Annotated in this window: 11 protein-coding genes; 9 read left to right on the top strand and 2 right to left on the bottom strand. The window is 62.6% G+C overall.

Features of this window, described 5'->3' with window-relative positions:
* Positions 1 to 72 precede the first annotated feature (72 nt).
* The 9 genes from senA to KO539_RS27125 all read left to right on the top strand — a co-directional run bounded on the left by senA (position 73) and on the right by KO539_RS27125 (position 8,574).
* Positions 73 to 1,269 carry a selenoneine synthase SenA gene (senA, locus tag KO539_RS27165; protein WP_257626506.1) on the top strand — a complete coding sequence of 399 codons (1,197 nt, stop codon included), beginning with the start codon at positions 73 to 75 and terminating at the stop codon, positions 1,267 to 1,269.
* A 33-nt stretch (positions 1,270 to 1,302) separates the two neighbouring features.
* On the top strand, positions 1,303 to 3,249 hold the full coding sequence (locus KO539_RS27160) for a UvrD-helicase domain-containing protein (RefSeq protein ID WP_219313224.1): 1,947 nt from the start codon (positions 1,303 to 1,305) through the stop codon (positions 3,247 to 3,249).
* 95 nt (positions 3,250 to 3,344) lie between these two features.
* Positions 3,345 to 4,259, top strand: coding sequence for an NAD-dependent epimerase/dehydratase family protein (locus KO539_RS27155; RefSeq protein ID WP_219313222.1), 915 nt, complete (start codon positions 3,345 to 3,347; stop codon positions 4,257 to 4,259).
* A gap of 394 nt (positions 4,260 to 4,653) precedes the next feature.
* The gene (locus tag KO539_RS27150) at positions 4,654 to 5,037 is read left to right on the top strand and encodes a LiaI-LiaF-like domain-containing protein (protein ID WP_225240719.1); all 384 of its coding nucleotides are present in this window, start codon (positions 4,654 to 4,656) and stop codon (positions 5,035 to 5,037) included.
* Positions 5,027 to 5,842 (top strand): LiaI-LiaF-like domain-containing protein, encoded by an 816-nt coding sequence (locus tag KO539_RS27145; protein ID WP_219313220.1) that lies wholly within the window; start codon positions 5,027 to 5,029, stop codon positions 5,840 to 5,842. The genes KO539_RS27150 and KO539_RS27145 overlap by 11 nt, the downstream gene beginning before the upstream one ends.
* A 6-nt stretch (positions 5,843 to 5,848) precedes the next feature.
* Positions 5,849 to 6,925 carry a sensor histidine kinase gene (locus KO539_RS27140; RefSeq protein WP_219313218.1) on the top strand — a complete coding sequence of 359 codons (1,077 nt, stop codon included), beginning with the start codon at positions 5,849 to 5,851 and terminating at the stop codon, positions 6,923 to 6,925.
* 11 nt (positions 6,926 to 6,936) lie between these two features.
* Complete coding sequence (locus KO539_RS27135; protein ID WP_219313374.1) at positions 6,937 to 7,665, top strand: LytTR family DNA-binding domain-containing protein; 729 nt, start codon at positions 6,937 to 6,939, stop codon at positions 7,663 to 7,665.
* 57 nt (positions 7,666 to 7,722) lie between these two features.
* Positions 7,723 to 8,124 carry a type II toxin-antitoxin system RelE/ParE family toxin gene (locus tag KO539_RS27130; RefSeq protein WP_176389755.1) on the top strand — a complete coding sequence of 134 codons (402 nt, stop codon included), beginning with the start codon at positions 7,723 to 7,725 and terminating at the stop codon, positions 8,122 to 8,124.
* 33 nt (positions 8,125 to 8,157) lie between these two features.
* Positions 8,158 to 8,574: an XRE family transcriptional regulator gene (locus tag KO539_RS27125; RefSeq protein ID WP_219313216.1), complete on the top strand. Its 417-nt coding sequence runs from the start codon at positions 8,158 to 8,160 to the stop codon at positions 8,572 to 8,574.
* 7 nt (positions 8,575 to 8,581) lie between these two features.
* Here KO539_RS27125 and KO539_RS27120 read toward each other — a convergent pair whose 3' ends face one another.
* Positions 8,582 to 10,846, bottom strand: coding sequence for an ATP-dependent DNA helicase (locus KO539_RS27120; protein WP_219313214.1), 2,265 nt, complete (start codon positions 10,844 to 10,846; stop codon positions 8,582 to 8,584).
* The gene (locus tag KO539_RS27115; protein ID WP_219313212.1) at positions 10,843 to 12,495 is read right to left on the bottom strand and encodes a VRR-NUC domain-containing protein; all 1,653 of its coding nucleotides are present in this window, start codon (positions 12,493 to 12,495) and stop codon (positions 10,843 to 10,845) included. The genes KO539_RS27120 and KO539_RS27115 overlap by 4 nt, the downstream gene beginning before the upstream one ends.
* Positions 12,496 to 12,497: the final 2 nt, after the last annotated feature.

Raw genomic sequence — 12,497 nt, 5'->3', positions numbered from 1 at the left:
CAAGGGGGATAGTTTCCCCCTTGTTTCCCTGGCGACTGGTGCAAGCTTGGCATAAGTCGTTACAATCAGGCCATGACTTTAATCAACGCCTCTTTTCGCCATGCCGGCGCGCAGCAACTGGCCCAGTCGCTGCAAGCCGCGCGCCAGAATACGCTTTCCCTGTTCGACTGTTACGTCACTGCCGGCCTGGACGTGGTGGCCGGCTTGCCGCGCCATCCGCGCCTCGTCCCGCCCTTGTGGCAACTGGCGCAGATCGCCTGGTTTGCCGAGTGGTTCATCCTGCGCGAAGCCGCTACCAGCCATCCGGCCGACGCCATTTATAACTCCCTGCTGACGCGCGGCGACGACTTGTTCGACGCCAACATGGTCGAGCACCGCGCGCGCTGGAAGCTGGAATTGCCCAGCCCGGGCGCCGTGAAGACGTATTGCCGCGAAGTACTCGATCGGGTGCTCGATAAACTCTCGCGCGAAGCCAATGTCGACAATGCTCTGGCGCCGTACCGCCTGGCTTTGGCGCATGAGGACTTGTGCGGCGAAGAAATGCTGGCCGGCTTGCAATGGCTGGGTCTGGAAGCACCGGAATCGCTGGCTGCCAGCCCGGCCTTGCCGCCAGGCGCGGGCGAGATCGCTTTTCCTGGCGGCAGCATCGAACTGGGCTCGCCGCGCGGGGCCGGTTTTGCCTTCGACAATGAATCGCCGCCCTACAGCTGTTACGTGGCGCCGTTTTCCATCGATGCCTGCGCCGTATCGAACGCCCAGTTTGCCGATTTTGTCGCCGATGGCGGCTACCAGAACCGCCAGTTCTGGAGCGCGGCCGGCAGCGCCTGGCTGATGCGGCAGGAGCGCTCGTCGCCCCTGTACTGGCTGCGTGAAGCAACGCAGTGGCGCACCATGCGTTTCGGCCAGCGCACGACCTTGCCGCCAAACGAAGCCGTGCGCCACATCAACCTGTATGAAGCGCAGGCGTACTGCGCCTGGGCGGGGCGCCGCCTGGCGACCGAGGCGGAATGGGAGTATGCTGCGCTGTCCGGCCACCCGCGCTTTCACTGGGGCCAGGTGTGGGAGTGGACGGCGACGCCGTTCGAACCGTATCCGGGCTTTGCGGTGGATGCCTGGCGCGAATATTCCGCGCCGTATTTCATGCAGCACCAGGTGCTGCGCGGCGCCGCCTTCGCCACGCCGGCGCGCCTGCATTCGCCCCGCATGCGCGCCTTCCATGCGCCCGAACGGGGCGACATCTTTGCCGGCCTGCGCACCTGTGCCTGGTAGCGCGCCGAAAACAGACATCATTTCAGGATACCCTTGAGTACAGATAACGCCCCGCAATTCATTCCCAAACGCATCACGCCCACGCCGGAGCAGATCGCCATCCAGACGGCGCAAAAGAAAGTGGTCTTGATCGACGCCAATGCCGGCGCGGCCAAGACGACGACCCTGGCCCTGCGTCTGGCCGAGGCGCTGCACCGCGGGCGGGCGCCCGAACGCATGCTGGCCCTCGTGTTCACGGAAGCGGCGCGCGTGGCCCTGCGCCAGCGCTTGCTGGAAGTGGGCGTGCCGCTCGGCGTCGTCAAGCGCCTGACGGTCGACACCTTCGACGCGTTTGCCGGCAAGGTGCTGCTGCAGCTGGAAAACATGCAGGTGGCATCCATGCGCAGCGATGAAGAGCTGCGCCCGGTAGCCTGGGAAGCGCTGGAAGTGGTGTCGGAAAAGTATGCTCACCGTTATCCGCTGGAAATCAACACGACCAACGGGGCGATTGCCGAGTTCTTGAAATTGCAGTTGCGCACCAAGGCGCGCCTGGATTTTCAACATCCTGACTTCGAAAGCAATTCCCTGGACGACAACCTGGAAATGCTGGGCATGTCGCGCACGCATTATCTGTGGCTGCGCGAATACGAAGGCTTGCGCGGCGCCGACACGGGCGATATCCAGTTCCGCGCGCCGTTCGACGCCACCTACGACCTGGTGCGCATGCTCGATGGCGACGAGCCGCTGCGCCAGCAATTGCCGGCCTTCCAGATCATCGTGGCCGATGAATTGCACGACTTGAACGAAGCGTCATTCCGCCTGCTGACCATGCTGATACGCCGTGGCAACGCGTTTTTCTGCGGCGCCGGCGACAAGGATCAAGTCATCTACACGTGGTCGGGCGCCGACCACCGCTTCCTGCGCCAGCGCTTCGAGCAGGAGTTCCCGGCCTTGCAGCGCCTGCCGCTGACGGCATCCTACCGCTACGGTCCGCAGCTGGCGCAGGCTGTCGGCGTGCTGAAAAACAAGGCCAGCGTGTCGGCCCTGTCGCGCGCCACCCACATCGAAGTGTTGCAATACGAGCATACGCAGCCGCAAGCGTGCAGCGCCCAGCTGATCGCGGCGCTCGAACATGCGCATGCGGGCACGACGGCGATCTTGCTGCGTGACCGCGACCAGGCCATCCGCGTGGAAACGGCACTGTTCCAGAGCGGCATCGCGTATGGGCTGGTGGACATGAACAGCTATCTGCTGAGCCTGGAAGTGCTGATGTTGCGCGGCATGGTTGCCATCGCCCGCAAGGATTTGCACGCGATCAAGAGCGGCCCGCGCCGCGGTGAAATCCTCGAAGCCCTGGTGGCTTTCGCGGAAATCCCTTTTACGCGCGCGGAATTGCAGCAAGCCAAGGCTGACGTGGCCAACTATCCCGACTTGCTGGAAGGCTTTTTGACGAACCAGCTGGCCAAGTCGCAGAACCAGGACAAGGCGGCGCTGACCCTGGCCGCCGTCGATTACCTGCGCGCGCTGCCCCCCGACGCCCTGGCCGGTGACGCCCTGCAGCACATCTTTGGCCTGATGCAGCTGGAACAGACGGCGCGCCGCATCTATGTCGACCCGGCCCAGGCGCGCGTCGTCGCCCGTTCCCTGCACGGTTTTATTGCCGTGTGCCGCGAAGCGGGCGTGGCGCTGGGCGGCTTTGCCGGCTGGCTGGGCGAGATGGAAGAAGCCGTGACAGTCTCGACCGGCAAGGCCAAGCTGGTCATCGCCTGCATCGACCAGATCAAGGGCCTCGAATACAACCACGTGATCTTGCCCTACCTGGCGGTCGATGAATTCCCGCGCAGCAAGACCGACCCGCTGGAAGAGGAAAACCGTTTTTATGTGGCCGCCACCCGCGCGCGCGACAGGCTCACCTTGCTGACGCCGGAAGACCCTGCTTACCAAAGCCGCTACATTGCCGCCCTGCAGCTCAAGCAGAAGATTGTTGCGCCGAAGTCATAGATCTTTTGCTGCCTGGCTGCTTTTTGCGAAAGACGAAAGCGGGCATACTTTGCTGGTGTGATTGATTGCAATCTGAACCAACAAAGGAGCAAGACATGAAGGTATTTGTTACGGGCGCAGCGGGATTTATCGGTAGTTCCATCGCGGCGGGCCTCGTGCGCGCCGGCCATCAGGTCACGGGCCTCGTGCGCAAGCCGGAGCAGGTGGCCGAGCTGGCCAAGGTCGGCGTGTTGGGCGTACACGGCGATTTGAACGACCGCGCATTGCTCATCGAGCAGGCGAGGGCGGCCGATGCCGTCATCAATGCGGCCAGCAGCGACCACCGTGGCGCCGTCGAAGCCATCCTTGAAGCGCTGGCCGGCACCAACAAAGTGTTTTTGCACACCAGCGGCTCGTCCATCGTGGGCGACGCCTCGGGCGGTGAGGGTACGGAACAGATCTATTATGAAGACAAGCTGCCGGCGCCCACGGCCGACAAGGCGGCCCGCGTCGCCATCGACGACCTGGTCCTGGCCAGCGCAAGCCAGGGCGTGCGCGCCAGCGTGCTGTGCAACACCCTGATCTACGGCCATGGCGCTTTGCCGCGCGACAGCGTGCAGTTGCCACGCCTGCTGAAACAGGCGCGCAAGAGCGGCATCGTGCGCCACGTGGGGCCGGGCCGTAACATCTGGTCCAATGTGCATATCGACGACGTCGTCAGCCTGTATCTGCTGGCGCTGGAAAAGTCGCCGGCCGGCACCTTTTACTTTGTCGAATCGGGCGAAGCGGCTTTCCGCGACATGACGGCCGCCATCGCCGCCGCGCTGGACCTGGGGCCCGCGCAGGACTGGCCGCTGCCCGAGGCGATTGCCGAATGGGGTTATGAGATGGCGTCGTATGGCCTTGGCTCCAACAGCCGCGTGCGCGGCGAGCGGGCACGCAAGCTGCTGGGCTGGCAGCCGCAGGGACCGTCCGTGCTGGCATGGATCGAGAAGGACATGCTCAAACCGCCGCACGCCATCACGGGTTGATGCAGCTCAGCAAAACTCCATCAGTGTGCGCTAGCGAACGGTGCTGTCTGACGATCGGGAGTATGATGTCTCTGCTTGGTTGAGACGCACTGCCGTGAGGTTGGCGGCATGTTCGATCTTCCAGCAGGTCAGCCGGTCGCCTCGAGGATCGGCACCAGATTTCTGTTCGCGTTTGCGCCCTGCGCCACGCGGCTGTGCACTGCAACTCCAGGTCGCGGTGTGGACTGCGAACCCCTTCAAGGCCGGCCTAGCCGGTCTTTTTTTTGCCTGTTTTTTGCCCGTCATTTCCAGCGTTGCGCCATTCACCGCTGTCTTTCCGCCATTCGCCGAAGCGTTGTTTTCTCCTCCCCGAAATCCGCGTATCTTTACGATCAACCAACTTCAAGGGGTGACCGTGAAACCTGAACCAGCCTATTGCCGCCGTACCCAGCTGCTGTGGGGCGTGCTGCTGATCGCCATCGGCGCCATCGTCCTGCTGGACCGGCTCGATGTGATCTATCTCCACGATTACTATTCACTATGGCATTATTGGCCGGTGATACTGGTCGTCTTCGGCTTGAACAAGCTGCTCACGCCCGTGTCCGCCAAGCAGGTACTGAGCGGCCTGTGGCTGATCTTTTTCGCCGTCTGGTGGTATGTATCGTATGAAGAACTGTGGAACTTGCATTTTTACAATAGCTGGCCCGCCTTGCTGATCGCCTGGGGCGTGGGTTTGGTGCTGGAACCGCTGCTGAACAAACATTTTATTGCCTACCGGGAGTCCGAGCATGAAAAATAAACCGCCGCTGCACTCGCCATCGCAGATCGTGCTGGGCGTCATCGTCATCGGTCTGGGGCTGCTGTTTCTGCTCGATAACCTCGGTTTCATCGATGTGCGTTATACCTTCCGCTTCTGGCCCACGGCGCTGATCGTGTTTGGCCTGCTGAAACTGTCGCAAAGCCGCAGCGCGAACGGTTATTTATTGGGCGGCATGCTGGTGCTGCTGGGCGTGGCCTGGACCCTCAAGCACATGGGTATCTTCTACATGAACTGGGACTTGCTGTGGCCCTTGCTGATCATCGGCCTGGGCGTGGCCGTCGTGTCGAAATCCTTGCCCGGCGCGCAGCAGCGCCAGCGCCGCCGGCGCTTTGGGGCGCAGCAGGATGGCCCCGCAGCGCCTGACTCGTTCGGCCAGGCCAGGAATGGCGCCGTGTCGCTCGACAAGGATGCCGCCGCTGCCACAGCAGCGCCCGGCGCCAGCGGACAATCGGACGATGACAGCATCATCGAAGTGACGGCCATCCTCGGCGGCTATGTGCGGCGCATGTCGTCGCAGCGCTTCAAGGGCGGCGATATCAATGTCATCATGGCTGGCTGCGAAATCGACTTGCGCCAGGCGTCGATTGAAGGCGAAGCCGTGCTCAACGTATTTGCCCTGTGCGGCGGCGTCACCATCAAGATTCCGCCCGACTGGAGCGTCGTGCTGCAGGGCACGCCCATCCTCGGCGGCTTCGAGGAAAAGACCATCGTGCCGCCGAACCAGGCCAAGCGCCTGTACGTGACGGGCTACGCCATCATGGGCGGCCTGGAAATCCGCAACTAGGCGCGCATGTCGGGGCCCTTGTCGAAGCGGCGTGGCGCCGTGGTGGTGTTCCTGGTCTGCATCGCGCTGGGCCTGGCCTTGGCCTCCATCCTGGCCAGGGTGGCGCACGCGCCCTGGCTCAATGCCGTCGTGCTGGTGGTGCCCGCCACGCTCGTGTATGCGATCGGTTCGGGTTTTTCCGCGTACTACCTGTGCCGCGCCTATCCCTTGCACGCCCGCCATCCATTCGCCATCGCCGGCGTGATGGGCGTGGCGGCGCTGTTCGCGGGCTTGCTGTGGGCCACCCTGCTGCAATTTTTGAACAGCGTCAGCCTGTTGCTGGAGCTGCGCTGGCTGGGCGTGAACCTGACGCAATCGCTGCTGGCCCTGTTCTTCGGCCTGGGCGCGCTGCTCTATTGCCTGGCTGCCGCCGTACATTATTTGTTGCTCGAATTCATGCGCGCCAGGATGGCCGAGCAGCGGGGGCTGGAAGCGCAACTGACGGCGCAGGAAGCGCAGTTGCGCATGCTGCGCACGCAGATCGATCCGCATTTCCTGTTCAACAGCCTGAACTCCATCAGCGCCCTGACGTCTATCGATGCGAAGGGCGCGCGCCAGATGACGGTGCAACTGGCCAGTTTCTTTCGCCAGAGCCTGAGCCTGGAAGCGCACAAGCACATTACCGTGGAGCAGGAACTGGTGTTGATCCGCCACTTTCTCGCCATCGAGCACGTGCGTTTCGGCGCACGCCTGCAAGTGGCGGAAAGCCTCGACACTGCCGCGCTGGCGTGTCTGCTGCCACCCATGCTGATACAGCCGCTGGTGGAAAATGCCGTCAAGCATGGTATCTGCGGCTTGACGGAGGGCGGCCTGATCGCCATCGAGGCGCGGCGCGTAGGCAGCCTGCTGCAGCTCGCCGTGCGCAATCCGGTGGATGCGGATCAAGGGCCAGAGCGCGGCAATGGCGTCGGCCTGGAGAACGTGCGCCAGCGCCTGGCCGGCGCGTATGGCCATGAGGCCAGCGTGCACTGGGGCCGGCGCGACGGCCATTTCGAAGTGATGATTTCCATGCCGGCGCAGACCGGCGACACGGAGGAAGCATGATGCAGGCAAGAATGCGGGTGGCCATCGTCGATGACGAATTGCTGGCGCGCAGCGTGTTGCGCGAATACCTGGCGCGCCACGACGATATCGATATCGTGGCCGAGTGCGCCAACGGCTTCGAAGCCGTCAAGGCCATCGCGGACCTGGCACCGGAACTGGTGTTTCTCGACATACAGATGCCGCGCCTCGATGGTTTTGAAGTGGCGGAGCTGATCGGCGCCAAGACGCGTTTGATCTTTGTCACGGCCTACGACCAGTACGCCTTGAAGGCGTTCGAATGCCATGCCCTCGACTATCTGCTGAAACCATTCAGCGAACAGCGCTTCGACCAGGCGCTGGCCCATGCGCGCGCCCACCGCAGCTTGCCCGAGACTGTGCTGACGCTGGCACGCGAGGCGGCCACGCGCAGCGCGCCGCTGGACCGCGTGCTGATACGCGATGGCGCCAAGGTCCACGTGATCGCCAGCGCGCGCATCGACTACATCGAGGCGCAAGATGACTACATCAGCATCCGTTCCGAGGGCAAGTCCTACCTGAAAAGCCAGACGCTGGCGGAACTGGAGACCCAGCTCGATCCCGCCAAGTTCCTGCGCGTGCACCGGTCGTACCTGCTCAATATCGACGGTATCCGCCGCATCGAGGCGGCGACGAAAGACAGCCACGTGGCCATCTTGCGCGATGATACGAGGATACCCGTGAGCAAGGCGGGGTATCAGAAGCTTAGATTATTGGTGGGTTAGCATTTTCGCTGGCGTAGATGCATAATCATCTACGCATGATATCATCTGGAGGTGATAGTGAATGCGCCGAGGACATGGCCGGTCACGTTTCACGATGACTTCGATGCGGAATTCGATGCTCTGCCGGTAGATGTTCAAGATGAATTGCTGGCGAGTGCCGATGCGCTGTCGAAGCTGGGCCCGGCTGCCGGGCGTCCTCACGTTGGGACGTTGAAGAATCCCAAACACCCGAACATGAAAGAGCTGCGTTTCAAGGCCAATAACGGGGTAGAGGTGTGGCGCGCGGTCTTTGCTTTCGATACGAGGCGTGAGGCGGTCATTCTGGTTGCGGCGGCCAAGCAAGGTGTCAATGAGGACAAGTTTTACAGGGATTTGTTATTCAAGGCAAATGCTCGCTATGAGCAACATCTCACCAACCTGGCTGCGGCGAAGGCAAGGCAGGACAAAGGCAGTAGATGATTTCAGGAGCAGGAGTTTGTCATGGGAAGAAATGTGAACGACGTCATCCACAGTTTGCCGGCCGAGCGGCAGGCAAAAATTGCGGCTCTATCCCAAGAAAAGATGCAAGAAATGATAGCGTACGCCACCACGCTGACGGATTTCCGCAAGGCAGTAGGCAAGACCCAGGCGGAAGTTGCGAGGGAACTGGGGATTCAACAGCATGCCATTTCCCAACTGGAAAAGCGTACCGATACTTATGTCTCGACCTTGCGCCGGTTTTTGCAATCGCTGGGCATGACATTGGAGATGTCGGTCGTTGCGCAAAACGGCGTGCGTATCGAACTGCAAAATTTTCTGCGCAGCCAGGAAGTTGATGCCGATGCCCATGATATTGCACTTGCTACGCCTGCGACGCCCCCAGGAAAGCGGAAAGCCGGCGTGTCGCGCAAGCGGGCTGGCAACGCCTGAAGCTGTTTTACCCAGTAGCTAGCTGCACATCCCACCACGTCGGCAAGAGCTGGCGGATTTCCGGCCGTGAAAAACGGTCGTCGATCAGGTAGACGACGCCCTTGTCCGACTGCGTGCGGATCACACGGCCGGCCGCCTGCACCACCTTTTGCATGCCCGGATACAAATATGTGTAGTCGTAGCCGGCGCCGAAGATGTCGCCCATGCGCTGGCGGATCTGCTCGTTGACGGGGTTGATCTGCGGCAAACCGAGGGTGGCGATGAAGGCGCCGATCAAGCGCGCGCCGGGCAAGTCGATGCCTTCGCCAAACGCGCCGCCCAAAACGGCAAAGCCGATGCCGCGCGTGTCCAGGCCGAAACGGCCCAGGAATTGCGCGCGGGCAGTATCGTCCATGCGGCGCGGCTGCTGCCAGATGGGCACGTCAGGGTAATGCTGGGCAAACAGGGTGGCCGTCTTTTCCATGTAGTCAAAACTGCTGAAGAAGGCCAGGTAGTTGCCCGGCGTTTCAGCGTATTGCTTCGCCATCAGCTGGGCGATGGGCAGCAAGGAGGCGGCGCGGTGCTGGTAGCGTGTGGAAATGGTATCGGCCACGCGCACGGACAATTGTTCCGCCTGGAACGGCGATTCCACGTCGACCCAGGCCGTGTTGGCTGGCATGCCCAGGGTGTCGCTGTAGTAATTCCATGGGCTCAGGGTGGCGGAAAACAGGGCCGTGCTGTGGCTGGCCGCGAAGCGTTCCTTGAGAAACGGCGCGGGGACGATGTTGCGGATGCAGACGGTGGAACCCGTCTCCGTTTTGCTGACGTCGAACAGCGAATGCGCGCCGAAGCTTTCCGCCAGGCGGTTGATCAGCAGCACGTCGAAATAAAAGCGCTGCAAATCTTCATCGAGCGCGGCCGCGTGTTCGGCCATGTAGTCGCCGATGGCCGTCGCCACCCCTTGCAGGGCGCCAAAGAATTTGTCGGGCAAGGCGGGATGCACGTGGTAGTCGCCATCCTGCTCTTTTAATAATGCCGTCCACTGGCGCGAGAGGCGGTCGAGCGGCTTTTTCAAGGCGTCGGGCGCGAACTTGCGCAGCATTTTCAGGTCGATCTGTGCCAGCTCGGCGGTATACATGCTGCGCGCGCGCGACACCATATTGTGCGCTTCGTCGACCAGCACATTGACTTTCCAGTCGTGGGCCAGGGTCATGCCGTACAGCATGGCGCTGAGGTCGAAATAATAATTGTAGTCGCCGATGACGACGTCGCTCCAGCGCGCCAACTCCATGCCCAGGTAATACGGGCAAATACCCTGCTGCAAGGCGATGGCGCGCACGGCTTCCTTGTCGAGGATCAAGCCGCTGGCCAGCGCCACCTCGCGCGCCAGTGGCAAGCGGTCGTAAAAACCCTTGGCCAGCGGACACGATTCACCGTGACAGGCCTTGTCAGGATGTTCGCAGGCGCTGCTCTTGGCGCTCAGTTCCAGCACGCGCAGCGGCAGCAGCGGGGCGCTGTCCTTGAGGATGGCGCAGGCGTCGAGCGCCATTTGCCGGCCCGGCACCTTGGCGGCGAGAAAAAACAGTTTATCGAGGCCATGCGCGGCCGTCGCTTTCAACATGGGAAACAGGCTGCCCACCGTCTTGCCGATGCCGGTCGGCGCCTGCGCCAGCAAGCCGCAGCCACGGCTGCTGGCCTTGTACATGGCTTCGGCCAATTGCCGCTGCCCCGGGCGGAAGTCCGCATGGGGAAAGGCCATGCTGGTAAGTTGCGTGTCGCGGCTGGCCCGGTGCGCCATTTCCTGCTCGGCCCAGTCGAGAAACAGCGTGCAATGCTGCTCGAAGAACAGATGCAGCGCCTCGGCCGTGCATTCCTCGTGCATGACGGTTTCCTTCTGGCTCACGATATCGAAATACACGAGCGCCACGCGCAGCATGGGCAAGTTCAGCTGCTGGCACAGCAAATGGCCGTAGATGCGCGCCTGCGCCCAGTGCAGCTGGCGGTGGTTGGCGGGCATCGCGTCGAGTTCGCCCCGGTAGGTCTTGATCTCTTCCAGCTGGCGCCGCGCCGGGTCATAGCCATCGGCGCGGCCGCGCACATGCAGGGGGCCGAAGTCGCCGGAAAGACTGATTTCACGCTGGTAATCATCATCGCGCCGGCTAGTGACGGTGGCGTGGCCGGCCATGCCTTCCTGCGCCGTGGGGGACGGCGTGAAACGCAAGTCCAGGTCGCCCACCTTGGCCGTGAATTCGCACAGGGCGCGCACGGCGATGGTGTAAGTGTTGCGGCTCATGCTGCCGCCTGCCATTGCAGGTAGCACACGCTGACGGGCATGGCGTGCTCGGCGCAATACGCGATCCAGCGCAGCTGGTTGTCTTGCAGGCGGTCGCCCGGACCCTTGACTTCGATCATGCGGTAGCGCCGTTCGGCAGGCCAGAACTGGATCAGGTCGGGAAAGCCGCTGCGGTTACTTTTGATGTCGAGCAAGATGCGCTCGAACGCCTTCTTCAGGTGGACTGCCGGGATGCAGGCCAGGGCCAGGTCCAGCAAGCCGTCGTCGAGTACGTCCCAGCTGACGAAGGGCGAGACGATGCCGTGCTTGGCGGCAAGCGTGGCGCGGATGGCGGCGTGGTAGCTGCCATCGTCCAGTTGCGCCAGGCAGACGGCAAAGTCCAGGCTGCGGCGCTGGTAAAAATCGGCGCTGTGCAAGTCGGCTGGTCCACGGTGGAACGGGTGGAAGAAGGCGCCCGGCATGGCCTTGAAGATGGCGGGCCAGCACAGCAGGCCGAACAGCGAGTTGATCAGGGTGTTTTCCACGTAATACACGGGGGCGTCGTCCTGCATCAGATGTTGCTGCACCACCGCTTCCACGTAGCACGCCTGTTCCGGGCAGGGCAGCAGCAGGTCGATGCGTTCCACGGCGGCCGCCGCGCTGGCCGCCTGCTTCGCATGGCCCAGCTTGCGCCGCAAACGGGGGGCCATGCGCAGCAGCAATTGCTGTTCCGCTTCGCTTTCCGGCGCCGCGAGGGCGATCATCAGGCGCTCGTAGGCAGCTTGCGGCTGCTCATCTTTCTCCAGCACGCGGATGGCGCGGCCACGCGCGCCCGGATAGCGGCAATCGGCGTAGGCGCGGTAGGCTGCCGGCCAGTCCTGGCATTTTTCCAGGTGCTGGGCGATCTGGAAGCGCAGCTTGTCGCGCCGGCTGGCCAGCCAGGTGTTGTCCTCGGACAAGGGCAGCGCAGCCAGTTCCTGCAGCACCTCGTCGGCCGGCGCGCTGTCGTTGTAGCGTTCGCGGCACTGGTGCAGCACTTCATAGTGCTCGATATCCTGGCGCGTGCGAAAACCGCGCGACTGCGGCGAGAATTCCACTTTTTCGTATTGGTACACGCCGAGGTCGGACAGCACGAATTCCGACCAGTCCTGATGATAATTGCCAAAGTAAATCAGGCGCAGGCGGTCGCACAGCGCTTGCAGGCCGATGCGGTACAGCAAATCAGTGGAAGCCGGATGCCAGGCGGAAAACGCTTTATTTTCCCCATGCTGCTCGCGCAAGGCGTCCAGTTGTTCCGCCTTGCGCGCCGCCTTCAGGGGCGCGTCGAGGTCGAAGGCCTGGGCGATTTCCGCTTTCAGCAGCAGGTCGAACAGTTCATCGAGCGAAATGGCAGGATCGGCTTCCACCCAGCTAGTTGCCAGCAAGGGCAGGGCGGCGGCGCGCGTGTCGCCGATTTCCGGGTAATTGAGCTTGCTGGCGCGAAACAGGCAGCCCTTGCGCATGACGAGGCGCACGAACAGGGCGCGCGATGGTTGCGGCAGGGCGCCGAAGGCGGCGATGAACTGCCTTTCTTCAGGACTCAGCAGATCGGCGTAACGCGCGCCGATCCAGTTCAGCACATCCTGGAAATTATCCAGATAGTACAGGGGATTTTCCAGGACTCTCAACATGG

It is taken from the genome of Janthinobacterium sp. NKUCC06_STL (genome assembly GCF_019345455.1).
Classification (GTDB): domain Bacteria; phylum Pseudomonadota; class Gammaproteobacteria; order Burkholderiales; family Burkholderiaceae_D; genus Janthinobacterium; species Janthinobacterium rivuli.
This window is presented reverse-complemented; position numbering and strand designations above follow the sequence as displayed.